Source organism: Streptomyces sp. PL-25 (assembly GCF_058344915.1).
In genome coordinates, this window is sequence record NZ_CP136997.1 from 5,958,814 (window position 1) to 5,981,548 (window position 22,735).

A 22,735-nucleotide genomic window follows, 5' to 3' on the forward strand; every position below is an offset into this window, starting at 1 on the left:
CCCCGTTCCGCTCACCCGCCCCGGGAGGCACCCGATGTCCCTCACCCCGGTACGACCTCTGCTCGGCGCCCTCGGACTGGCCGCCGCCGCGCTGCTCCTGAGCGCACCGCACGCGGCGACGGCCGCGGACGGCACCGACACCGGCACCGGCACCGACACCGTCACCGTCGACCCGACCGCCCGCCTGGCGGCCGACGGCACCGTGACGCTCTCCGGCACCTACCGCTGCACCGGCGCCGACGGCCCGGTCTTCGTCAGCTCCGCCCTCAGCAGAAACGACTCACCCACCCGCTACGGCATCGGCGGCACCCGCGCGGTCTGCGACGGCGCCCGGCACACCTGGTCCAACACGGGCGCCCCCGCGGACGCCCTGGACCCGGGCGCGGCCCGCGTCGAGGCCACCGTCATGGAACTCACCACCCAGGGCGGGCTGCCGCTGATGCCCCGCTTCCACGCGGTCGGACAGCAGGACGTCACCCTGACCCGCGTCTGAGCCCCGGCCGCACCACGGCACGGCGGCCTCCCCGGCCGCCCGCGCACCCGGGCGGGGAAGCCGCCACCCGCCCGCCTGACGGTCCATGACATCCTGTGTCGCCACAGGACGTCACAGGGCGCCGGCGACAAGGGCCGGCGCCCGGCGGTTACGGGGAAGATCGATGAAGCTCTGCTTTCTGGTGGAGGAGCAGTACCGCCGCGACGGCATGCCGGTCGAGGTGATCCGCCGGCTGACCTCCTGGGGACACCAGGTGGACGTGGTGCGGCCGGGCGGCTCCCTGCTGGACATGACGGAGGAACTGCGCACCGGCGCCCACGACGCCTGGGTGCTCAAGACGGTCTCCGGCGGCCCGGGACTCACCCTGCTCGAAGCCGCGGCGGCCGCCGGGACGACCACCGTCAACGACGCCCGCTCCATACGCGGCGTACGCGACAAGGCGCTCGCCGCCGCCATCGGCCGCAGCCGCGGACTCCCGCTGCCCCGGACGTACGCGGCGGCCCGCCCCGAACTGCTCGCCGAGATACCGCCGTCCGAGTACCCGCTCGTCGTCAAGCCCGCCGACGGCAGCTCGGGCCGGGCGGTGCACCTGGTCCCCGCACCGGACCGGCTCGCCGCGCTCCTGCCCCAACTGGCCGGTGAGGGCCTGCTCATCGCCCAGCCGTACGTGCCCAACCCGGGCACCGACGTCAAGGTGTACAGCGTCGCCGGTGAGCTGTACGCGACCGAGCGCCGCTCCCCGCTCCACCCCGAACACGCTCTGCGCGAACGCCGCGTACCCCTTTCGGCGGAGGTCGCCGCGCTGGCCGCCCGCGTCGGCGCCGTCTACGGCCTCGACCTGTACGGCGTGGACGTGGTGCTCGGCCCCGACGGTCCCGTGGTCGTCGACGTGAACGACTTCCCGAGCTTCCGCCAGGTCCCCGACGCGGTGTCCCGCGTCGCCCGCGCCGTACTCGAACTGGCCGCCCGCACGGACACCCCGGCCCCCGCGCCCGCGCCGGGACTCGACGCCGTCCCCGGCCCCGACGCCGGTCCCGCGGCGCAGCGGACGGAGCCGCCCGCGCCCGCGCTGCCGGTGACGCTGCCCCACCTGCCCGGACAGGTCCCCGTCACGGTGGGCGAGACCGCATGAGGATCGGCCTGGTCACCGCGGACCCCGGCCACCCCCTGCTGGCCGACGCGACCGCGCTGCTCACCCCCGCACACCAGGTGGACGTCCTGCACCCGGAGACGGCCGACGCCGCCGGGCCGCTCGCCGACGTCTACCTCCTGAAGGCGCGCACACCCGGCGCCCTCCGTCTCGCCCGCGCACTGGAGCGGCGCGGCGCGCCCGTGGTCAACTCGGCCGCGGCGACGGCGCTGTGCCAGGACCGCACGGCCATGGCCGAGCACGCCCGGCGCGCCGGACTGCCCTTCGCGGCCACCCGCACCCTCGCCGCGCTCGCCGAACTGGCCGCCGGACCACCGCCGTCCGCGCCCGTGGTGATCAAGAGCCGGCACAGCAGGCGGCACGATCTGGTGGCCCGCGTCGACGGCGCCGCACCACTGGCCCGGCTCGCCGCCGCGCACCCGCGAGAACCGGTCGTCGTCCAGGACTTCGCGCCCAACAACGGCTGGGACCACAAACTCTGGGTGGTGGGCGGCCGCCTCTTCGCCGCCCTGCGCCGCTCCGAACTCTCCCCCGAGGGGCGGGGCCCCACCGTGCCGCTCGCCGCTGACGCCCTGCCGCCCGGCTGGGCCGCCCTCGCCCACCGGGTCGGCGAGGTCTTCGCCCTGGAGGTCTACGGCGTCGACATCATCGACCGCGGCGACGGCACCGCCCTGATCGTCGACATCAACGCCTTCCCCGGAGCCCGCGGCCAGGCGGGCGCCCCCGAGGCACTGGCGGCCCTGGCCCTGTCCGCGGCCACCACGGCACGGCGGCGGCCGGTCACCGGCACCGTCCCCGGGAGCGCCTTGCTCCCGGCACGCCCCGGGGACAGGTCCTAGAGCAGCGCCTCCTGCGGGGACTCGGCGACCAGCCGGGCCAGCGACCGCTCGTCCGTCTCGGACGCGGGCATGAACACCACCAGGTGCTGGCCGGGCGCCTCCGCCACGTCCAGTTTGGTGTAGTTGAGATCCAGCCGCCCGGCCGTCGGATGGCTGAAGCGCTTCATGGTCGGCCGGAACGCCCGTACGGGATGCTCGGACCACAGGGCGCGGAACTGGCCGCTGGACCGGGTCAGCGTGTCGATCAGCGCGGCGGTGCGCGGATCGTCGGGGTGCTGCCCGACGGCGATGCGGAACTGGCCGAGGATGTCGCGCACCTCGTTCTGCCAGTCGACCAGGAGCGACTGCATCTGCGGGCGGGTGAACAGCAGCCAGATGCTGTTGCGTTCCTCCTGCGGCAGCTGTTCCAGACCGCCCACCAGGGAGGCGTAGCCGCGGTTGGCGGCCAGCACGTCCCAGCGGTCGTTGATGACGTGCGCCGGGTTGGGGTCGAGGGTCTGCACCAGCTTGCGCAGGGTCGGGTGGACCGTCGCGGGCCGCGGCGGCTCGACCGGCAGCGCCGTCTCCGCCAGGGTGAACAGGTGCCGCCGCTCGTCCGGGGTGAGCTGGAGCGTCTGGGCGAGCGCTTCCAGGACCTGGCGGCTCACCCGGATGTCCCGGCCCTGCTCCAGCCAGGTGTACCAGGTCAGGCTGACGCCGGAGAGCTGGGCGACCTCCTCGCGGCGCAGCCCCGGCGTGCGGCGGCGCGGTCCTGGGTTCAACCCGAGCTGTTCGGGGGAGAGTGCTTCCCGTCGGGACCTGAGGAACGCCGCCAGAAGTTCTCGCTGCATGCCGGCCATCCAAGCATCCGCCTTCCGGGCGTGTCCTGGTGGTCATTACACCAGCATGATTGGCCCTCTGTACCCCCATCGCGACAAGCGCCACGCTTCTTGTGTGACTACCGAATCGACCACCACGGGCACGAAGAGCCCCACCACGGCAGCGCCGTCCTGGGGAAGGCCCGTCGCCGTACTCGCCCTCGGCTCCTTCGCCATGGGCACGGACTCCTTCGTCCTGGCCGGCATCCTGCCGCAGATCGCCGACGGTCTGCACGTCTCCACCGGCGCCGCCGGCCAGACCATCACCGCCTTCGCCCTGACCTACGGCCTGGCGGCGCCCTTCCTGGCCGTGCTGACCAGCCGGCTGCCCCGCAAGCCCCTGCTGGCGGTCGCGCTCGCCCTGTTCGTCCTCGCCAACCTCGCCTCCGCCGTCGCACCGAACCTGACGCTGCTGCTGGTGGCGCGGGTCGTCGCGGGTCTGGGCGCGGCCCTGTACACGCCCAACGCCTCCGCCGCCGCGGCCGCGCTCGCCGGACCGGCCGCCCGCGGGCGCGCCCTGTCGGTGATCCTCGGCGGCCTGACGGTGGGCACCGTCTTAGGCGTCCCCGTCGGCACGGCCATCGGACAGCACGTGTCCTGGGAGGCCAGCCTCGTCTTCGTCGCGGCCGTCGGCGCGCTGGCGCTGCTCGGTGTCCTGGCCGTGCTGCCCGCCCTGCCGATCCCGCCGGCCATCCCGCTCGCGCAGCGGTTCGCGGTGCTGGCCAACCGCCGGGTCGTCGTCATGGTCCTGTTCATGCTGCTGGCCAGCGGCGCCAGCATCATGGTCTACACGTACACCTCGACCGTGCTCGGGGACATCGCCCACATCCACGGCACCGCCCTCGCCACCGCACTGCTCGCCTGGGGCTTCGGCGGCATCTTCGGCTCCTTCGGCAGCGGCTTCCTCACCGACCGCCTGGGCGCGACCCGCACCCTCACCTACGCCGTCGTCCTGCTGGTGGTGACCCTCGCCCTGCTGACGGTCTGCACCTCGATCGTGCCGGTGATCATCGTGATGGCGCTCAACGGCGCCGCCGGCTGGGCCCTGGCCACGCCCAACAACCACCGGCTGACGGAGCTGGTGCCGACGCTGCCCAGCGTCGTCATCTCCTTCAACTCCTCCGGCATCTACCTCGGTCAGGCGCTCGGCGCCGCCCTCGGCGGCATCCTCATCGACCAGGACGTCACCGCCCGCGCACTGTGCCTGACCGGCGTCGCCATCGCCGTGGTCGCCGGTGTCGTCCACCTGCTGGTCCCGCGACCGGCCACCGAGTCCTGACCCGGGCACCGGCCCCGGGACCCGAACCCCGGGCCCCGGAGACCGAACCCCGAACCCCGGGCCCCGGAGACCGAACCCCGAACCCCGGGCCCCGGAGACCGACCCCCGAACCCCGGAGACCGGAACCGGACCCCTGGCGCACGCCGCCGCACTCCTCCCCATCCGCCCCGGCGGGAGCGGGCAGGGTGCGGCGGCGCCGCCGTGTCCGGAGCCGGACGCGGCGGCGCCCGGCGGCTACGGGGTCCGGGCGCCGGGCACGCGCGAGACGTCCGGCGAGCGCGGCGCGCGGGACGCGTACGGGGTGAAGTGCGCCGGGGTGTGGTCGACGGGCAGACCGGGGCGCCACGCGGTGAGGATCTGCGCGCTGCACACGAACAGGCCGTCGGGCAGCCCGTCCAGCGGATACCAGTCCCAGTCGCCCACCCGCTCGTCCGGCTGGGTGGACGGTGTGCCCGTCCAGGCGTGCACCACCGCGCCCACGGTGATCCGCACCACGTCCTCGACATGGTCGACGAGCGTGCCGAGCAGGGAGACGTCCTCGGTCCCGGCGCGCAGCCCGGTCTCCTCCGCGAGTTCCCGCACCACGGTCTCTTCCAGGGACTCCCCGGGCTCCACGGTGCCGCCCGGCAGTTCGTACGTCCCGTGGCGATGGCGCCCCAGCAGCAGGCCCCGCTCGCCGAGGACGACGGCCCCCACCCCGACGGCCGCGTGCGGCACGGGCGGCCGGTCCGTACGCGGGCGGCTGGAGAGCCGTACGGGCCTGCCGCCCCGATCCTGCACGGCGGGCACGCCGTCCTCGCGGTCATCGACGGACACGGGAACTCCTGCGGGGGGCTCGGCGGATGGTCGGGGAGCGTCGGGGCCACCGTACAGAAGCGGGCGGCACAGAAGCGGGCGGCACAGAAGCGGGCGGCACAGAAGCGGGCCGTACCGCCTCAGACGGCGGCGGCCGGGCGGCGCCGGGACAGGACGGCGACCGCACCGAGGAGGACCAGCAGCACGGCGGTGAACCAGGTCAGCACGTCCGGCATGGGCAAGGAGCGCGAGGCCACGCCGACGGCGACGACGGGCACGGCCAGACCGAGGTAGGAGATCAGGAACAGCCCGGCGAGGGCCTCGCTGCGCTTGGCGGGCGTGGCCAGCGCGGCGACCGTGCCGAGGGACGCCTTGAACAGCACGCCCGCGCCGGTCCCGGCGACGACGCCGCCCACGAGGAAGGTGGCCAGGTCGGCGGTGTGCGTGCCGACGACGAGCGTGACCGCGCCGGCCGCCTGCGCGAGCAGCCCGAGTCCGCGCCGGGCGGCGGTGCTCAGCCCGGCGGTGAGGCTCTGCGCGGTGGCCGAGGCGCCGTAGACGGCGAACACGATCAGCCCGGCCAGCGCCCGCGAGGGGTGGTGCAGGGAACCGGCGACGAAGCCCGGGGCCACGGAGGTGAAGAGCCCGAGGACGGCGAAGGACGCGAACCCGGCGGCCGCCGCCGCGGCGTACCGGGCGCGGTCGCCGTCGACCGAGATCCGCTGGGGCCGGTAGGCGGGCCTGACGAGCTGCTCCTCGACCGTCTCGGGCGCCAGTGCGACGGCGGCGAGGCTCACCAGCAGCAGGGCGGCGAACACCAGGTACGGGGTGCGCAGCGGACCGCCGGCCCACTGCGCCAGGAGGCCCGAGACGAGCGGCCCGACGCCCAGGCCGCCGATGTTGGCCGCGGTCGACACCAGCTCGAAACGCTGGCTGGAGGCCCCGGGCCGGTGCGCGGCGTGCAGGTCGTGCAGATGGGCCGTCGCCGTGGCGGTGACCATGCCGACGCCGAGACCGGTGACGACCCGGGCGGTCAGCAGGACGGGCAGCGAGGTGCTCGTCATGAAGAGCACGGCGGCGATCAGTTCCAGGCCGATCGCGGCCACGAGCACCTTCTTGCGGCCGACCCAGTCGGATATGTGCCCCGCCAGGACCAGGCTGATCACGACACCCACCGCGTAGGCGGCGAAGACGACGGTGACCATGAACGTGGAGAAGCCGTCCTTCGCCATGTACAGCGGGTACAGGGGGGTGGGGACGGTGGAGAAGGCCATCGCCGTCAGGAACACGAACGCGATGAGCGAGAACCCGGCACCATGGCGCCGGGAGCCGCCCTTCGTGCCGCCGGACACGGACGCGGCCCGGTGTTCGGGTGCCGCGGAGATCGACTGCGCCATGGGGGAGTGCTCCAGACCTGGGGCGAGCGGGGAGGGTCGGACATCCCACAGCGTCGGTCCGCGGCGATCATCTCGTCCAACGAAAGCTGGAGACCGTGACCATCTCTGGATGAGATGATCGAGCCATGGAACTGCGCCAGCTCGCCTGCTTCGTCGCCGTGGCCGACGAGGCGAACTTCACCCGCGCTGCCGCCCGGCTGCACATCGTCCAGTCCGCGGTCTCCAGCACGATCAAGAGCCTCGAACGCGAGCTGGGCGCACCCCTGCTGGACCGCAACTCCAAGCGGGTGCTGCTCACCGACGCCGGTGCCGCGCTGCTCCCGCGCGCACGCGCCGCGCTGCACGCCGCCCAGGAGGCCGCCGACGCGGTCGCCGAGGTCCGCGGCGGGCTGCGCGGCACCCTGCGCCTGGGCACCCTGACCTCGGTCCGGCTGCTCGACCTCCCCGCACTGCTCGGCGAGTTCCACCGCCGCCACCCCGGCGTGCTGCTCCGGACCAGCGCCGTGCCCACCGGCTCCCAGGGCCTGGTCGAGGCCCTGCTCGACCGCCGTCTCGACCTGGCCTTCGTCTCCCTGCCGGGCCCCTGCCCGGACGGCATCTCGCTGACGCACCTCACCAGTTCGGTGCTCGACCTCGTGGTCCCGGCCGGCCATCCGCTGGCCGGGCGGGGCAGTGTCTCCATCGCCGAGCTGACCGGACTCGACTTCGTGGACTCCCCGTTGGGCTACGGCAACCGCACCGTGGCCGACCGCGCCTTCGCCGCCGCCTCCGTGCCCCGCCGCGTCACCGTCGAGAACACCGACATCGCCACCGGTGCCGACTACGTACGCCACGGCCTGGGCGTGGCCCTCCTGCCCCGCTTCTCCCTCGGCGCCGCCGAGGGCGTCGCCGTCCTCACCGTCCGCGACGCCGACCTCGACTGGCCCCTCTCCCTGGCCGTCCCGAGCGCCCACCGCCCCGGCACCGCGGCCCGCGCGATGATCGAGATGGCCCACGAGCTCCTGAGCTGACGCCTCGTCGGCGCACGACCCGCGGCAGGCGCCGCCCCCCCGTCGCCACGGACCCCGTGGACGCGTACGCGCCCAGCCGCCGACACGGCTTCCGTGCCGCGCGCCGACGGCGGCGGTCATTCCCTCGGCGTGCCGATCCGCAGCCGGTTGCCGTCGGGGTCGCGCAGCTCGATCTCACGCGCCCACGGAGCATCGTCCACCCGCACACCGAACTCGGCGGCGACGGCCTCGACATCACGAACACGGAGGTAGACCAACGTGTCGGGCCGGGCATCGCCCTCGTGCTCGGACAGGAACAGCCGCATGCGGCCCCGGGCGACCTCGACGAACGCGGGGAACCCCGGCTCGAATCGGTGTTCGGACTGTTGGGCGAAGCCCAGCCGCTCGTACCAGGCGACCGCCGCCGCGGCGTCCTCGACGCGGAGAATGGGAGTGACTTCCTCGTCCATGGGGTCATCGTCGCAGAGTCCCGGAGGCGCCCCATGGATGCCCCGGGAGAGACCGGTTGGGGCTGTGGCCCGCGCCCTCGGCCGATCATGTGCCGCTGACCTGCGGAAATGGCCTTTCGGTTGTTTCACGCCCGTGCCCGTTGACGCAGCCGGAAGTCCCAGAAAAGTCCCAGAGGACTCCCACTGCTGGACGGGCGCCCTTTCAGCCCTGTACGCCAGGCGAGCTCGACGAGCGCCCTGTTCGTCACGAGGGTGCTGGAACCTTGGTGTCGGGTGACTGGCGCTCAGGAGATGCCTTGCGGGATCGTGGGTTCCTGGTGATCGACGATGACTCTGTGGCCGCTGCTGGCGGCAGGGAGCCGGCGTTGTCTTACAAGCCTCGGGCGCCCTAGCCTCGAAGTTTCGTGACGGTCCACCGGTAGAGTCGGTGTACCGTCACGAAACTTCGAAGTCAGCCTGGGTCTCCTCCTTCTGTCCTGTCAGCTCAGCGATCCGTGCCAGTAGTGCGGCGGAGGACTCATCCGCATGTCGGCTGGCCAGGGTTCGTGCGACCTCCGGCCTCTTTGAGGTGGGTCTCGGCGGTCTTCGCTTTGGAACTCTCCTTGAGCAATCATGCTGGCGCTGTCCGGCGCGGCCTACGTCTACCAGGACGAGGAACTGTGCCTGTCCTCGGTGGCCAATTCGCCCACCGAGGTCCTCCGAGACCCAATCTGGGAGCAGACCGGACGTGTCGGCAAGGGCCGTGCCGGCTGCCGGGTGGCGCTGCCCTGGACGTAGGACGGGCCGTCGTACGGTTTCGGCCTGGCCGGTGCCTGGCTGCCGCAGCCGCTCGCCTTCGCTGAGTACTCTGGCGAGGCACAGGACGGGGCGGCGGGCTCCACCCCGAAGTTGTACCGCGCGGCCCTCAGGCTGCACCGCAAGCTGCTCGATGGGAAGACGCTGACCTGGCCGGACGAGGCGCCGGACGGAGTACTGCGGTTCGACCGGTCGGCGGGCTGGTGCTGCGTCACCAATCTGTCCCGGTTTTGACGTCGACCTCCCAGCAGGCGAGGTCCTGCTGAGCGGCGCGCTGCTAGACGACGGCCGGCTGGGCCCGCACACCATGGTGTGGCTGGCGCGCTGACTGCCGGGGCCGTCATCCGCCGTACGCCCCGCGGGAGGCCCGCCACATGGTGTGCTCGCGGCTGATCGCCTCCTCGGCGTCGGCCGCGTGCACGGCCCACTCGGTCTCGGAGTCGATGGTGCGAAGCCCGTTGTGGATGGTGCCGAGGTCCTTGGCGGCGAAAGCGTATGCCCGTGACTGAGCGTCGTACTGGCGGACCGCCAGCCATGCCGTCCCGACGCCCAGCAGCGCGGCGAGGATGCCGGGCAGGTCGACATCGACGACACCGAAGGCCCGCAGCGCGGCGGCGATCACCCCGAGGGCCTCGATGAGGATGAGAGCCAGCCGCCAGCGGCGCGCCCGGTTCGCGTTGAAGCGGGCCTTGGTGGAGTACCAGGTGAGCTGGTCGCCGATGCGGTTCTTCAGATAGAGGTCCCGGCGGATGGTGAGGCCGGTGTGCCGGAGGTCGCACATCACGTCGGTGACACCGAGCGGCGCGGTCACGATGACGGACGTCGCCGGGGCGTCGTCAATGAGCTTCTCGGCCTCGGAGACGTAGTGCCGTTCGGCTTCCTCGTCGGACAAGGACGCCGAGAACGGGGTGGCGGCGACGGCGTACCGCCAAGAGAGTGTCTTCACGGACTCCGCGAGCGCCCTGCCGTCGTACCAGTCCCGCTCGGGGCTGCGGCCCAACAACCAGATCTCCAGGACCAGCGTCCCGAGGAACACGACGGCCACGATCAGCGCGGGCAGGTCCCAGCCGTCCCCAATCTCCAGGCTGACGGCGGCGAGGACCGCGGCGGTGACCGCCAGGACGAGCCTGAGCCGGGTGCCGCGGATGTAGAGCCGCTGCCCTTCCAGGGAGGCGGCGTCGGCAACCCGGAAGAGTTCGGGGAGATCGGAGCTGCGCAGGCTCTGGTCGTCGGTCACGGCACTCTCTTCTCTTCTGCGGGAGGAACGTACGGAGGTGTACGGGGGCTGCTCAAACGTCCTGCGCCGAGGCCATGGTCCCCGGGGACGTGCTGTGCATTAGGTCCTGGAGCCAGGCGGAGCCGTTCTTTGACTTCAGCTCGCCCATGAGGACCATCAGGCTGTCTCGCTGGAGGTGGCCCTGCTGGACCCATATCCCGATGACGTTCTGGAGGAGGGCCAGGTCGTGCCGGGTAGAGGTCTCGTTGGCGGGTCGGCTGAGCTGCCGCTGGATGCCCTTGACCACCTCGAGGATGTCCGCCACCCCGCGCTCTTCCGCCTTGTCCGAGCTGCGGAGTTCGGCGAGATCCATCGTGTACGTCATGGGTGTGTTCACGGCCTCGCCCGCCTCGACGGCCTTGATTGCCCGAACGATCGCCTCCCGGGCCTCAGCGGCGCTGTCCAGATCGCGGTGGTCCAGTTCGATGGTCCGCAGACCCTGTACGTCGAACGGAATGGTCTGGCCCTCGGAGATGATCTGGATGAAGGGCTTGCCCGTGGTGTGCCGCACCGCGAGTTCGTAGAAGACGTTCGGGTTCTGGTCGGTCAGATCGGCGATCACCAGTCCGTCGCCGAGAATCCGCTCGAGGACCTGTGTGCTGATCAGCCCCGAGGAGTCGATCTCGTCTGCCCTGGTCGCCTGATATCCACAGTCCAGGGCGGCTGGTTTCACGATGTGTCGGAGAATCTGGTCGCTGCGTCGCCGGATGTCCGAGCCCGTCGCTCCGATCGGCGCTATGTAGAAACAGCGGTGGGTCGCGGCTGGCGTTTCCATGTTCCCCCCAGGTCCATGAAGTGAGCAGCGGCAGTATATGGCGTCGCACTCTTCGAGTATTCATCATATCTGATGGGAAATAACCCGATATCGGGTAGATTGCACTCGGTGCTACGCGCAGACAGGCGCTCCACGGGCCACTATGCTGGCGGGTGAAAGTACACGGAACCGGGGGGTTGATCAGTGGACTTCACTTATACCGAGCAGACCTTGCCCCGCGCGGTGGCCTGGCTCTTCGAGTCGAACGGCTACTCGGTCACCGAGGATGTCACCGTCCATGACGTGGTTTTCCCGCTCCTTGCAAAACAGATGGCGGGACTGGTCGAGCAGAAGGTATTCATTGAAGTCACGATCGATCATGTGAACATGGTCAAGCATGAGGGGCTGATGGCGAAACTGGCCATGGCGCGGAAACAGGTGCTCGGTTCGCAGCAGGTTCTCGTGTCGTCAGGTGGATTCACCGACGAGGCGCGCGAATATGCGAAAATGGAAGGAATTCTGGTCTACACTTTCCAGGAACTTTTCCGGCAGTTTGAGCGCACCGACCCGTATATCGAGCACGTCCTGGGGGACGGTGACTTCGCCGAGTCCCTGCGCGACCTTGACCAGGTCTACGAGGAACCCGACTTCGACGACGACCAAGGCGTGCACCGCGCCACGGAGTGGCTGACCCGCTGGGTGGGCGACGACGCCGAGCCGTCCCGCTGGGTGGTGGTCGTCGGCGAGTACGGCACGGGGAAGACTGCCCTCACCCGGGTCCTCCAGCGGCGCTGGATGAGCGACTACCGCGAGGGCCGACTGACCAGGCTGCCGTTCCGGGTGGAACTCAGGGACTTCAGTCGCCAGTTCGACGCCCGGGGCCTGCTCCACCACTTCCTCGACCGCAACGAATTGGCCCACCTCAACATCAGCTTCGTGGAGTCCATGATCGCCAACGGGCGTGTCATGCTTATCCTCGACGGCTACGACGAGATGGCCCAGTTCCTCAACGTGAGGGAACGTAGAGCCTGCCTGCAGGCGCTCACCGAACTCTCCGGCGACGGCGTCCGGGGTATCCTCACCAGTCGGCCCAACTACTTCACCGAGGCCGAGGAACTCCAGGTCTTCGAGGTGCTCTACCGGAACCTCGACACCCGGCCCCAGATCGGCGCCGCCGCCCTCGACAAGGAGGTTCTGAAACAGGAGCAGCAGGTCGACCGGATGCTGGAGCAGTTCGTCATCCAGCGCGCCGAGCGGCAACTGCGCGACCTCAGTCCGGACCAGACGTTCCATCTGGTGAAGAAACGCCTCGGGGACGACCCTGCGGGCGAGAAGGCGGTCACCGGCATCCTCAGCCGGGTCTTCCGCCCCGAGAGCACCCGCGAGCACTCCCTCAGCGGCAAACCTGTCATCGTCAGCTATCTCTTGGACGTCGTCGAGGAACTCAAACGCGATGAGGCCAGCGGCAGCGGGGGCAAGCTCACCGAGTGGCAGATCTACGAGCTGATCATCAACAAGTTGATGCTGCGTGACTGGGCCCGGGTGAAGAACATCCCCCCGTCGGACCGCCTTGAGTTTCTCCAGCATCTCGCGGTCCGGCTCTCTTCCGAGAGCCGCCGGTCGATCCGCGAGGCCGCCTTCCGGGAACTCATCGAAGAGCGCTTCCCCGGCTATCTCGCCAAACAACGGGCCGTTGACGCCGCCGATGCCGCCGACGCCCTCTTCGACGACCTGCGCTCCTCCTCTACGCTCACCCGCTCGCGTGAACCCGGCGAGTACGCCTGGCAGTTCTCGCACAACTCCCTGCGTGAGTACCTCGCCCTCACCTTCATGGTCAGCGAGCACCAGGCAGGTCGCTCACTGCCCCGGCAGATCCAGCTCACCGACGCGATGCTGACCTTCGCCCGGTCGATGCCGAAGGACGTCCTGGAGGGCTCCCTCGCGCAGCTCGCCATGGGCTGGCCCAACCGCAGCTACAGCAAGAGCCTGGACCGCATCCTGACGCTGCTCTGGCCCGCCCTTCTCCAGAACGCCCCCGCCACCGAAGACAAGCGGGACATCCTCGCCCGGATCGTCGGCCCTCGTTTGGACATCTCCAAGTCCCGGCTGAGCCAGGTGGACTTCTCCGTCGACGCCCGGCCCTCGGACCTGCACCGGCTGAGCGCCTCCGAGACCGAACTGTCGGGGGTCTCCTTCCGCGGGGCCCGGATCGAGCGGTCCAACTTCTCCGACTCGATCTTCGAGGCGTGCAATCTGTCCCAGGCGGTGGCCGACGGGGCCTCGTTCGAGCGGGCCCTCATCATGGACTGCGACATCACCGGCCTGCGGTGTGCCGAGGCCGACTTCACCGACCTGGACCGGGACTCGACCGCCGTAATCAAGACCTCCCGGGGCACCCAGATCATCACCGGAGAGTACCTCGTGGGCCATCTGCGGGCGCAGGGTGCGATCACCGATGACGTCAACCCGTACTACGTGTTCGCCACCAACCCCGACTTCGAGGTCATCCAGAAGATCTGCAAGGTCCTCGCAGACGGGGCGCAGCACCAGCGCCGTGGGGTCCAGCAGCGGGGCGCCGCCGAGCGGAACGTGCCGCTGGCCCGTAAGTTCCTGGAGTACCTCTTCGGCTGCGACTATCTGATCGTCAAGGGCGGCCGCAGCGAGATGATCAGCGCCACCAGCAGCGGTCGGCAGGCCTGCCACCAACTGGCCGTCGAAAACAAGGTGGACGACACCCTGGGCCGCTTCCTGGAGGAGAACGTGGGCCGCCCGCGCAGGGCCGCCAATTAGAGAGCGTCTGATCTATGTAGTTGGTAGTTAGGGATGTTTTTGTGACTGTTGGTGTTGGCGGTCGTTGGGCGGGGTGTGAGTGCTCGTCGTCCGTACCGCAGTGATGTCTCCGACGCCCGCTGGGCCTTGATCGAACCCGTCTTCGTCGCCTGGCGAGCCAGGAGAACCGGTCCCGGCACGGCGGCCCGGGTACACGAGCTGCGGGAGACCGTCAACGCGATCCTCTATGTCAACAGCACCGGTACCCCGTGGGAATACCTGCCCCACGACTTCCCGCCGTACAAGACCGTCTACGACTACCACGCCAAGTGGGAAGCCGACGGCACCACCCAGCAGGTCCACGACCTGTTACGCGACGAGATCCGTCGATCCCACGGTCGCAGCGCTCAGCCGACCGCGGCTGTGATCGACGCGCAGAGCGTGGAGACTTCGGCACACGTGGCCGAGACCAGCCAGGGCATCGACGCCGGCAAGAAGATCAAAGGGCGCAAGCGACACGTCATCACCGACACCCTCGGCCTGGTCCTGGCCGTGCTGGTCACCGCCGCGAATGTGCACGGCACCACCGGCGGCAAGTTCCTGCTCGACGACCTGGCCGCCGCCCACCCCTCAGTGGCGAAGGTCTGGGCCGACGGTGGCCGATGTCTAACAAAATGTCCCGCGAACTGACCGGAGAATCGGCACCAACGTGGCGAATCGAAACGGACATCCCACTCACATCCGCGTGAATATTGATCAGATGCTCTCTTAGCCCCCGCTAGTACTGCAACGGTGCTTGCCGTGACGGCTGGTCAGTTCACGGACTGTGTCCGCGTCGTTTGTAGTGGCTGGTTCGGGCTGCAAGGTCCACGCTGCCCTGATACCCGAGGGGGTTCACGGTGGCCCGTTGCACGGTCGATTGGCTCATGTGTGCGGTCGGACCGCGTGGAGTGATCTGGGCCAAGAGCTGCGCACCACCCGCCTCGCGGCTGGGACAGCCCGGCCCGCTGATCTGGTCGAGCGGCAGTTCACCGCGGGCACGCCGAACCAGCTGTGGGTCGCGGTCATCACCCATATCCGAACCTTCTCCGGCTGGGTCTACGCCGCCTTCGTCGGCGACGTCTTCTCCCGCATAGCCGTCGGCTGGCAGGCCGCCACCTCCCTCCATAGCGTCCTCACCCTTGACGTGCCAGAGATGGCGATCTGGCGCCGTCGGCACACCGGCGCCGACCTCAACGGCCTTACGCACCACTCGGACCCCGGCGTCCAATATCGCGCTCTGCGCTACACGGAACGCCTCGAACGGGAGCCGGCACTGGCCTCGGTCGGTTCTTAAGGGTGGCTCGTATGACAACACCCTGGCCGAGGCGTTCAACAGCTTGTTCAAGGCCGAACTGATCCGAAACCAGGGGTCGTGGACCGGCATCAACGATGTCGAAGTCGCGGTCGTCGAGTACGCCGACCGGTTCAACCAGCGCCGCCTTGATGGAGTTCTCGGCCACGTCACCCCGGCCGAGCACGAAGGTACCCACTACCTCGCGGCCGAACCTGCTGCGTCACTCAAGAAATCCAGTTAACTCAGTCTTCACGAAACCCGGGGCTTGACATGGCCCGCACGGCACACAGTCCTGTTTTCACGCCGACTTCCAGGCCGAGGCCATGGAGGCGAGCGCGTAGGGACGCACGAGGGTCGGCTCCAGTGGATCAGCCACGCAAATAGGGGATGGGAGCTTGACCTCCGGCTGACCTGTGCCCCGAATCTGCCCGGCATGCTTGACGTGGAACAAGCCCCCTGCTCATTCCCCGGTTCTTGCTTCGATTGCTTGCAGATGCGATCCGATTCGGACGTGATTACTCGATGTCCGGATCATCGGCCTCTTCGAGGAGACGGACCGCGAGGTCGTCGGCCCACTCCACGGCCCACGTACGGAGAGCGGTGATGGTGGCGTCATCGAGTCCATAGGCGGCGAAGGCGTCGTCGTCGGTCCACTCGGCGCCTGTGAGGTTTGATTGCAGATCTTCGCGCTCGAAGCGGCCGCGGGCGTGGCGGCGGCCGAACTCCTCGAGCTGGGCATTGGCCCAGCGGCGGGAGGCTGCGTACACGTCGATCAGGTCGCGGGGCGCTCCACGGTCGGCGAGGGCGCGAACCTTGGTCCCGATCACGTCCTCCTCCGCGAGGACGGGCCCGTACAGGCTCTCGGCGACCGGTCGCCAGAAGATCTCCTTGAGGATGTCGACTTCGCAGTCCTGCCCGGTGACAGGGTCGGTCACGGTGAAGCGGGCGGACAGCGGAGCGGTCTCCAGCGCGTGCACCGTCCAGCCGCGAGCTTCCAGGCCGGCGCGGAGTGCGGCGGCGATGTCGGCCATGGGTGCCGGGTTCTCGGTGGCGACGTCGAGGTCCTGGCTGGGCCGGTTCACGAGACGGTGCGCCCGCACGGCATACCCGCCGGTGAGAACCAGGGGATACGGCGAGCCGAGCGCGATCACATCCGCCAGAAGCCGCACGTGCAGCTCCGGCATGTCCGTCACGCGGCTGCCCGTGTGCGCGAGGCGAGCTGTGGGAAGGCGTCTTCCCACACTGTGCGCACGGTGCGGCCGACGAGGGTGCGCAGCACCGGCCACAGTTGGAGGAGCAGGTCCTGGTTGAGGTAACGGGGCAGGTCGTCGTGCAGGCCCTCGTGCAGGACAGTGCGGTACAGGCCCATGCGCTGACGAGGCTTGCCCATGTCGTACGAGGTCATCCCCGACCAGGCGATGTGCAGCGGCAGCTCCACGATCCCTTGGGCCGGGCCGTGCAGCTCGTCCAGCGACTTCGGTAGACGCCGCCGGAACTTCTCCCGGTACAGCGCGAGATCCTCGGCGACCGCCCCTGGGAGGCGGCTCCGCGCTGATTCGGAGTGCTGTGGGATGGAGGACATGCCTCCATTATGGCCGCCGGGGTAGGGGTACGAGTCGTGATGCGCCGCTTGTGCCCGCAGTGAGGGGGACGGGCTCGTGCCTGGTGCCTGGGCGTGACAGCGGGGCGGTGAGCCGAAGAACCGGCCCTCAACTCTGCCTTTCCATGACCTGCGTAGGCCGACGCCCTTCCGGTGACGCATCACCTGGAGTGCCGGGCAGTCCGTTCCCCCGGTCCGTGAGGCCCGCAGTCTCGGGCCTTGGATCAAAAGTCCCTGAGAAGTCCCACAGAGCCCGAGCGAAACCCCTCCTGCCTCGGATACACGCAGATCAGGAGGGGTTTGGCGGTATTTTTTTCTGACGGGTCTCAGATGTCCCGGAAGATCTCGATCTGCGCCCCGATCGAGTTCAGCCGCTCCGCGAGATCCTCGTAACCGCGGTTGATGACGTACACGTTGCGCAGCACGGACGTGCCCTCGGCGGCCATCATGGCGAGGAGGACGACGACGGCGGGGCGCAGGGCCGGCGGGCACATCATCTCGGCGGCGCGCCAGCGGGTGGGGCCCTCGACCAGGACGCGGTGCGGGTCGAGGAGCTGGAGGCGGCCGCCGAGGCGGTTGAGGTCCGTCAGATAGATGGCGCGGTTGTCGTAGACCCAGTCGTGGATGAGGGTCTTGCCCTGGGCGGTGGCCGCGATGGCGGCGAAGAAGGGCACGTTGTCGATGTTCAGGCCGGGGAACGGCATGGGGTGGATCTTGTCGATCGGCGCCTCCAGCTTGGAGGGCCGGACGGTGAGGTCCACCAGGCGGGTGCGGCCGTTGTCCGCGACGTACTCGGGCGTGCGGTCGTGGTCGAGGCCCATCTCCTCCAGGACCGCCAGTTCGATCTCCAGGAACTCGATCGGGACGCGGCGGACCGTCAGTTCGGACTCCGTGACGACGGCGGCGGCCACCAGGCTCATCGCCTCCACCGGGTCCTCGGAGGGGGAGTAGTCGACGTCGACGTCGATGACGGGCACGCCGTGCACGGTGAGCGTGGTGGTGCCGATGCCCTCCACCCGCACGCCCAGCGCCTCCAGGAAGAAGCACAGGTCCTGGACCATGTAGTTGGAGGAGGCGTTGCGGATGACGGTCACGCCGTCGTGCCGGGCGGCGGCCAGCAGCGCGTTCTCGGTCACCGTGTCCCCGCGCTCGGTCAGCACGATCGGCCGGTCCGGGCGGACGGAGCGGTCGACCACGGCGTGGTACTGCCCCTCCGTCGCGGCCACGTCCAGACCGAACCGGCGCAGCGCGATCATGTGCGGCTCGATGGTGCGCGTACCGAGGTCGCAGCCGCCCGCGTAGGGCAGCTTGAAGCGGTCCAGGCGGTGCAGCAGCGGACCGAGGAACATGATGATGGAGCGGGTGCGGACGGCGGCCTCGGCGTCGATGGTGCCCAGGTCGAGGTCGGCCGGCGGCACGATCTCCAGGTCGGTGCCGTCGTTGATCCAGCGGGTGCGCACGCCGATGGAGCCCAGCACCTCCAGGAGGCGGTAGACCTCCTCGATCCGGGCCACCCGGCGCAGCACCGTGCGCCCCTTGTTGAGCAGCGAGGCGCACAGCAGCGCCACGCACGCGTTCTTGCTGGTCTTCACGTCGATGGCGCCGGACAGCCGGCGGCCGCCGACCACCCGCAGATGCATCGGGCCCGCGTAGCCGAGCGAGACGATCTCACTGTCGAGCGCTTCGCCGATCCGGGCGATCATCTCAAGGCTGATGTTCTGGTTGCCGCGCTCGATGCGATTGACGGCGCTCTGGCTGGTGCCGAGCGCCTCGGCGAGCTGCGCCTGCGTCCAGCCGCGGTGCTGCCGGGCGTCGCGGATGAGCTTGCCGATGCGTACGAGGTAGTCGTCTGCCATGGGGTTGAGGTTATCTCAGATATGAGATGGCACCTCTCGGGGGGTCCGTTCGGGTGATGTGCCGTCAGTCCGCCCTGCTCACAAGGGTTCCGCGTCACTCGAACGGACCCGGCAAATCGCCCGATGTCGTACGACATCCGCTGTTGTGGTGGGTGTGTCGCGGGGTTTCGGCGCGGTCGCGCGGCGGGCGGCCCGGGGTGCGTCGGGGCGTGTCTGAACTCCGGAACGGGCCTCTGGCGCGGGGCGCGCATGACCTTCCGGGTCTCATGTACTAGAGTTATCTCGACATCGAGATATCTGCCGAGGAGCACCACCGCCGTCACCTGGGTAAGGGCTACCTAACTTAGGTCTACCTTAGCGGACTGGCCGAGTTGGCGTGGCGGCAGGATCGTGGTGGTACGCGCACATCAATGAAGGAGACTGTCGTGTCGGCGAACAGCTTCGACGCCCGCAGCACGCTGCAGGTGGGCGACGAGTCGTACGAGATCTTCCGGCTTGACAAGGTCGAGGGCTCGGCCCGACTGCCTTACAGCCTGAAGGTGCTGCTGGAGAACCTGCTCCGCACCGAGGACGGCGCGAACATCACCGCCGACCACATCCGCGCCCTCGGCACCTGGGACTCCCAGGCCCAGCCGTCGCAGGAGATCCAGTTCACGCCGGCCCGTGTGATCATGCAGGACTTCACCGGTGTCCCGTGCGTCGTGGACCTCGCGACCATGCGCGAGGCCGTGAAGGAGCTGGGCGGCGACCCGGCGAAGATCAACCCGCTGGCCCCGGCCGAGCTGGTCATCGACCACTCCGTCATCGCCGACAAGTTCGGCACCAACGACGCCTTCCAGCAGAACGTCGAGCTGGAGTACGGCCGCAACCGCGAGCGCTACCAGTTCCTGCGCTGGGGCCAGACCGCCTTCGACGAGTTCAAGGTCGTCCCGCCGGGCACCGGCATCGTCCACCAGGTCAACATCGAGAAGCTGGCCCGCGTCGTCATGGTCCGTGACGGCAAGGCCTACCCCGACACTCTGGTCGGCACCGACTCGCACACCACCATGGTCAACGGCCTCGGCGTCCTCGGCTGGGGCGTCGGCGGCATCGAGGCCGAGGCCGCGATGCTCGGCCAGCCGGTCTCCATGCTGATCCCGCGCGTCGTCGGCTTCAAGCTGACCGGCGAGCTCCCGGCCGGCACCACCGCCACCGACCTGGTGCTGACCATCACCGAGATGCTGCGCAAGCACGGCGTGGTCGGCAAGTTCGTCGAGTTCTACGGCGAGGGCGTGGCCGCCACCTCCCTGGCCAACCGCGCCACCATCGGCAACATGTCGCCGGAGTTCGGCTCCACCGCCGCGATCTTCCCGATCGACGACGAGACCCTGAAGTACCTGCGGCTGACCGGCCGCAGCGACCAGCAGGTCGCGCTGGTCGAGGCGTACGCCAAGGAGCAGGGCCTCTGGCTTGACCCGAAGGCCGAGCCGGACTTCTCCGAGAAGCTGGAGCTGGACCTCTCCACGGTGGTCCCGTCCATCGCCGGTCCCAAGCGCCCGCAGGACCGCATCGTCCTGGCCAACGCCGCCCAGCAGTTCAAGTCGGACGTCCTCAACTACGTGGACGTCGTGGACGAGGCGGGCAAGGAGTCCTTCCCGGCCTCCGACTCCCCGGCCGTCACCCCGAACGGCGCGCCGTCCAACCCGGTCCAGGTCACCGCCCCCGACGGCACGACCTACACGCTGGACCACGGTGCGGTGACGGTCGCGGCCATCACCTCCTGCACCAACACCTCCAACCCGTACGTCATGGTCGCCGCCGCCCTGGTGGCCAAGAAGGCGGTCGAGAAGGGCCTGACCCGCAAGCCGTGGGTCAAGACCACCCTCGCCCCCGGGTCCAAGGTCGTCACCGACTACTTCGACAAGGCGGGCCTGACCCCGTACCTCGACAAGGTCGGCTTCAACCTGGTCGGCTACGGCTGCACCACCTGCATCGGCAACTCCGGCCCGCTGCCGGAGGAGGTCTCCCGGGCGGTCAACGAGCACGACCTGGCCGTCACCTCGGTGCTGTCCGGCAACCGCAACTTCGAGGGCCGGATCAACCCCGACGTCAAGATGAACTACCTGGCGTCCCCGCCGCTGGTCGTCGCGTACGCCCTGGCGGGCTCCATGAAGGTGGACATCACCAAGGACGCCCTCGGCACCGACCAGGACGGCAACCCGGTCTACCTGAAGGACGTCTGGCCCTCCGAGGCCGAGGTCAACGACGTCGTGGCCAACGCCATCGGCGAGGACATGTTCAACAAGTCCTACCAGGACGTCTTCGCCGGCGACGCGCAGTGGCAGGCGCTGCCGATCCCGACCGGCAACACCTTCGAGTGGGACGCCGAGTCGACCTACGTCCGCAAGCCCCCGTACTTCGAAGGCATGACGATGGAGACCACCCCGGTCTCCGACATCTCCGGCGCCCGGGTGCTGGCCAAGCTGGGCGACTCGGTCACCACCGACCACATCTCCCCGGCCGGCGCCATCAAGGCCGACACCCCGGCCGGCAAGTACCTCACCGAGCACGGTGTGGAGCGTCGTGACTTCAACTCCTACGGCTCGCGCCGGGGCAACCACGAGGTCATGATCCGCGGCACGTTCGCCAACATCCGCCTGCGCAACCAGATCGCGCCGGGCACCGAGGGCGGCTACACGCGCGACTTCACCCAGGAGGGCGCGCCGGTCTCCTTCATCTACGACGCCTCCCGCAACTACATCGACCAGGGCATCCCGCTGGTCGTCCTCGCGGGCAAGGAGTACGGCTCCGGCTCGTCCCGCGACTGGGCCGCCAAGGGCACCGCGCTGCTCGGCGTCAAGGCCGTCATCGCCGAGTCCTACGAGCGCATCCACCGCTCCAACCTCATCGGCATGGGCGTCCTGCCGCTCCAGTTCCCCGAGGGCCGCACGGCCGAGTCCCTCGGCCTGACCGGCGAGGAGACCTTCTCCTTCACTGGTGTCGAGGAGCTGAACAACGGCACCACCCCGCGCACGGTGAAGGTCACCACCGACACCGGTGTCGAGTTCGACGCGGTCGTCCGCATCGACACCCCCGGCGAGGCGGACTACTACCGCAACGGCGGCATCATGCAGTACGTGCTGCGCAGCCTGATCCGCAAGTAACCGGCAGGCGCACGGGCGCACTCGGGCCGCACCCCCGGCGAAGGGGGTGCGGCCCTCGCGCTCGCCGGGGGGAAGGTGCGCGGGCGATCACGAACGCACGCGATCTGTTCCCGGGGTGCAGCTGAGCATCCTACGACGACGAAGAACCCCGCACCTGTATCAGGTGCGGGGTTCTTCTGTTCCTGCGAGCGTGTGGCGAAGGAGCGCCGTTAGGCGATGTGCTGCAGTTGCGTGTCGTCGCGGAAGCTCCGCGACGAAGCAGATGCCGCGGAAGCGGCGTTCCGGCGGCTTCGAGACCTTGGCTGAGGCTGGTTCTCCGTCGGACGCTTCCGGAGAATGGTGCCGTGGAACGGCGGATCGACTTCACGCGCGAGCGGCAGATACTTTGTGGGCGCTGCGATCATCGGTGGCGCGTCGAACCGGACTGGATCGATCGGTGGGAGCAGGCGCAGGAGACCTGCCCCGGCTGCGGCATTACCTGCGAGCACGAGGACTCGCCTCGGGTGACGCTAGACTCCGGCGATCCAGCGCTCGAAGACGACAGGGTCGCGCAGTTCTCCTGGTACCACACGAGCACGCAGCCGGACTGACCGACGCGGGACTTCGCCCCGGCAGCCGTCTTGACTCCCGAGACCCGCAAGATGGTGGGTGGAGAGCAGCGGGTTGCCGCGTGGGCCGCGCGCCATCGGGCGAAGGCCCTTCACGTCGGAACGTACGAGGCCGCTGTCCACAACATGCTGCGTCGTCATACTGACCGCGGAGGCGATGCCGGCTTGGGAAAGTCGTTCCCATCCGCTTTCGCTACCCCGGTCGAGTGCCGCCGTATCGCGACCGTCGAGGCCATCGTAGATTCCGCGAATCGCAACGTGCTCCCCGGCGCGCACCGCTTCCAGAAGGCGCAACGTCTGCATCTTGAAGAGCATGCACGTCACACACC

Annotated in this window: 20 protein-coding genes and 2 pseudogenes; 11 read left to right on the plus strand and 11 right to left on the minus strand. The window is 69.6% G+C overall.

Features of this window, described 5'->3' with window-relative positions:
• Positions 1-34: 34 nt before the first annotated feature.
• The 3 genes from R4Z62_RS26640 to R4Z62_RS26650 all read left to right on the plus strand — a co-directional run bounded on the left by R4Z62_RS26640 (position 35) and on the right by R4Z62_RS26650 (position 2,482).
• A complete protein-coding gene (locus R4Z62_RS26640; protein WP_491521101.1) occupies positions 35-493 on the plus strand; it encodes a DUF6299 family protein in 459 nt (152 codons plus the stop codon).
• Positions 494-656: 163 nt separating this feature from the next.
• Positions 657-1,625 carry an ATP-grasp domain-containing protein gene (locus R4Z62_RS26645; RefSeq protein ID WP_491521102.1) on the plus strand — a complete coding sequence of 323 codons (969 nt, stop codon included), beginning with the start codon at positions 657-659 and terminating at the stop codon, positions 1,623-1,625.
• A complete protein-coding gene (locus R4Z62_RS26650) occupies positions 1,622-2,482 on the plus strand; it encodes an ATP-grasp domain-containing protein (RefSeq protein ID WP_491521103.1) in 861 nt (286 codons plus the stop codon). The genes R4Z62_RS26645 and R4Z62_RS26650 overlap by 4 nt, the downstream gene beginning before the upstream one ends.
• Here the strand turns inward: R4Z62_RS26650 and R4Z62_RS26655 are convergent.
• Complete coding sequence (locus R4Z62_RS26655) at positions 2,479-3,312, minus strand: helix-turn-helix transcriptional regulator (RefSeq protein ID WP_398337550.1); 834 nt, start codon at positions 3,310-3,312, stop codon at positions 2,479-2,481. The two genes, R4Z62_RS26650 and R4Z62_RS26655, sit on opposite strands and share 4 nt — an antisense overlap.
• Before the next feature lie 103 nt (positions 3,313-3,415).
• Here R4Z62_RS26655 and R4Z62_RS26660 point away from each other — a divergent pair, with 103 nt between their 5' ends.
• On the plus strand, positions 3,416-4,618 hold the full coding sequence (locus R4Z62_RS26660) for an MFS transporter (RefSeq protein WP_398337551.1): 1,203 nt from the start codon (positions 3,416-3,418) through the stop codon (positions 4,616-4,618).
• Between the two features lie 234 nt (positions 4,619-4,852).
• Here the strand turns inward: R4Z62_RS26660 and R4Z62_RS26665 are convergent.
• Positions 4,853-5,380: pseudogene (locus tag R4Z62_RS26665) on the minus strand (nucleotide triphosphate diphosphatase NUDT15); the annotation flags it as partial.
• Between the two features lie 173 nt (positions 5,381-5,553).
• Positions 5,554-6,810, minus strand: coding sequence for an MFS transporter (locus tag R4Z62_RS26670; RefSeq protein ID WP_491521104.1), 1,257 nt, complete (start codon positions 6,808-6,810; stop codon positions 5,554-5,556).
• A 125-nt stretch (positions 6,811-6,935) separates the two neighbouring features.
• Here R4Z62_RS26670 and R4Z62_RS26675 point away from each other — a divergent pair, with 125 nt between their 5' ends.
• Complete coding sequence (locus R4Z62_RS26675; protein ID WP_064535805.1) at positions 6,936-7,820, plus strand: LysR family transcriptional regulator; 885 nt, start codon at positions 6,936-6,938, stop codon at positions 7,818-7,820.
• Positions 7,821-7,936: 116 nt separating this feature from the next.
• Here R4Z62_RS26675 and R4Z62_RS26680 read toward each other — a convergent pair whose 3' ends face one another.
• Positions 7,937-8,269 carry a glyoxalase superfamily protein gene (locus R4Z62_RS26680; protein ID WP_064537703.1) on the minus strand — a complete coding sequence of 111 codons (333 nt, stop codon included), beginning with the start codon at positions 8,267-8,269 and terminating at the stop codon, positions 7,937-7,939.
• 609 nt (positions 8,270-8,878) lie between these two features.
• Between R4Z62_RS26680 and R4Z62_RS26685 the strand changes: the two are divergent.
• A pseudogene (locus tag R4Z62_RS26685) lies at positions 8,879-9,392 on the plus strand (alpha-amylase); the annotation flags it as partial.
• Between the two features lie 12 nt (positions 9,393-9,404).
• On the opposite strand, the gene R4Z62_RS26690 reads toward R4Z62_RS26685, so the two are convergent.
• The 3 genes from R4Z62_RS26690 to R4Z62_RS26700 form a co-directional block, all read right to left on the minus strand.
• Positions 9,405-10,301 (minus strand): DUF4231 domain-containing protein, encoded by an 897-nt coding sequence (locus R4Z62_RS26690; protein WP_491521105.1) that lies wholly within the window; start codon positions 10,299-10,301, stop codon positions 9,405-9,407.
• Between the two features lie 52 nt (positions 10,302-10,353).
• Entirely contained in the window at positions 10,354-11,013 is a 660-nt protein-coding gene (locus tag R4Z62_RS26695; RefSeq protein WP_491521106.1) for a hypothetical protein, read from the minus strand.
• A 282-nt stretch (positions 11,014-11,295) separates the two neighbouring features.
• A complete protein-coding gene (locus R4Z62_RS26700; RefSeq protein ID WP_491521107.1) occupies positions 11,296-11,475 on the minus strand; it encodes a hypothetical protein in 180 nt (59 codons plus the stop codon).
• A 6-nt stretch (positions 11,476-11,481) separates the two neighbouring features.
• Between R4Z62_RS26700 and R4Z62_RS26705 the strand changes: the two genes are divergently transcribed.
• From R4Z62_RS26705 to R4Z62_RS26720, 4 genes are all read left to right on the plus strand, one after another.
• Entirely contained in the window at positions 11,482-13,884 is a 2,403-nt protein-coding gene (locus tag R4Z62_RS26705) for an NACHT domain-containing protein (RefSeq protein WP_491521108.1), read from the plus strand.
• 75 nt (positions 13,885-13,959) lie between these two features.
• Entirely contained in the window at positions 13,960-14,553 is a 594-nt protein-coding gene (locus R4Z62_RS26710) for an IS5 family transposase (RefSeq protein ID WP_491521109.1), read from the plus strand.
• Between the two features lie 217 nt (positions 14,554-14,770).
• Entirely contained in the window at positions 14,771-15,199 is a 429-nt protein-coding gene (locus R4Z62_RS26715; protein WP_491521110.1) for a DDE-type integrase/transposase/recombinase, read from the plus strand.
• Complete coding sequence (locus R4Z62_RS26720) at positions 15,135-15,440, plus strand: integrase core domain-containing protein (RefSeq protein ID WP_491521930.1); 306 nt, start codon at positions 15,135-15,137, stop codon at positions 15,438-15,440. Before R4Z62_RS26715 ends, R4Z62_RS26720 begins: the two co-directional genes overlap by 65 nt.
• A 274-nt stretch (positions 15,441-15,714) precedes the next feature.
• Here the strand turns inward: R4Z62_RS26720 and R4Z62_RS26725 are convergent, their stop codons facing one another.
• The 3 genes from R4Z62_RS26725 to R4Z62_RS26735 form a co-directional block, all read right to left on the minus strand.
• Positions 15,715-16,383, minus strand: a complete 669-nt coding sequence (locus tag R4Z62_RS26725) for a nucleotidyl transferase AbiEii/AbiGii toxin family protein (RefSeq protein WP_491521931.1) — start codon at positions 16,381-16,383, stop codon at positions 15,715-15,717.
• Between the two features lie 5 nt (positions 16,384-16,388).
• Complete coding sequence (locus tag R4Z62_RS26730; protein ID WP_491521111.1) at positions 16,389-16,781, minus strand: hypothetical protein; 393 nt, start codon at positions 16,779-16,781, stop codon at positions 16,389-16,391.
• Between the two features lie 344 nt (positions 16,782-17,125).
• Positions 17,126-18,655, minus strand: a complete 1,530-nt coding sequence (locus R4Z62_RS26735) for a helix-turn-helix domain-containing protein (RefSeq protein WP_018564444.1) — start codon at positions 18,653-18,655, stop codon at positions 17,126-17,128.
• Between the two features lie 425 nt (positions 18,656-19,080).
• Between R4Z62_RS26735 and acnA the strand changes: the two genes are divergently transcribed.
• Positions 19,081-21,798: an aconitate hydratase AcnA gene (acnA, locus tag R4Z62_RS26740; protein ID WP_491521112.1), complete on the plus strand. Its 2,718-nt coding sequence runs from the start codon at positions 19,081-19,083 to the stop codon at positions 21,796-21,798.
• Positions 21,799-22,307: 509 nt separating this feature from the next.
• On the opposite strand, the gene R4Z62_RS26745 is transcribed toward acnA, so the two are convergent.
• Positions 22,308-22,721 carry a hypothetical protein gene (locus R4Z62_RS26745; RefSeq protein ID WP_491521113.1) on the minus strand — a complete coding sequence of 138 codons (414 nt, stop codon included), beginning with the start codon at positions 22,719-22,721 and terminating at the stop codon, positions 22,308-22,310.
• Positions 22,722-22,735: the final 14 nt, after the last annotated feature.

What these genes read in the sequence shown, in the direction of transcription:
- R4Z62_RS26680 (WP_064537703.1), bottom strand. Translation starts at nt 8,269, where the DNA reads ATGGACGAGGAAGTCACTCCCATTCTCCGCGTCGAGGACGCCGCGGCG.
- R4Z62_RS26735 (WP_018564444.1), bottom strand. Translation starts at nt 18,655, where the DNA reads ATGGCAGACGACTACCTCGTACGCATCGGCAAGCTCATCCGCGACGCC.
- R4Z62_RS26640 (WP_491521101.1), top strand. Translation starts at nt 35, where the DNA reads ATGTCCCTCACCCCGGTACGACCTCTGCTCGGCGCCCTCGGACTGGCC.
- R4Z62_RS26655 (WP_398337550.1), bottom strand. Translation starts at nt 3,312, where the DNA reads ATGCAGCGAGAACTTCTGGCGGCGTTCCTCAGGTCCCGACGGGAAGCA.
- R4Z62_RS26700 (WP_491521107.1), bottom strand. Translation starts at nt 11,475, where the DNA reads ATGATCGATCGTGACTTCAATGAATACCTTCTGCTCGACCAGTCCCGC.
- R4Z62_RS26730 (WP_491521111.1), bottom strand. Translation starts at nt 16,781, where the DNA reads ATGTCCTCCATCCCACAGCACTCCGAATCAGCGCGGAGCCGCCTCCCA.
- R4Z62_RS26675 (WP_064535805.1), top strand. Translation starts at nt 6,936, where the DNA reads ATGGAACTGCGCCAGCTCGCCTGCTTCGTCGCCGTGGCCGACGAGGCG.
- R4Z62_RS26745 (WP_491521113.1), bottom strand. Translation starts at nt 22,721, where the DNA reads ATGCTCTTCAAGATGCAGACGTTGCGCCTTCTGGAAGCGGTGCGCGCC.
- R4Z62_RS26670 (WP_491521104.1), bottom strand. Translation starts at nt 6,810, where the DNA reads ATGGCGCAGTCGATCTCCGCGGCACCCGAACACCGGGCCGCGTCCGTG.
- R4Z62_RS26645 (WP_491521102.1), top strand. Translation starts at nt 657, where the DNA reads ATGAAGCTCTGCTTTCTGGTGGAGGAGCAGTACCGCCGCGACGGCATG.
- R4Z62_RS26705 (WP_491521108.1), top strand. Translation starts at nt 11,482, where the DNA reads ATGGTCAAGCATGAGGGGCTGATGGCGAAACTGGCCATGGCGCGGAAA.
- R4Z62_RS26650 (WP_491521103.1), top strand. Translation starts at nt 1,622, where the DNA reads ATGAGGATCGGCCTGGTCACCGCGGACCCCGGCCACCCCCTGCTGGCC.
- R4Z62_RS26725 (WP_491521931.1), bottom strand. Translation starts at nt 16,383, where the DNA reads ATGCCGGAGCTGCACGTGCGGCTTCTGGCGGATGTGATCGCGCTCGGC.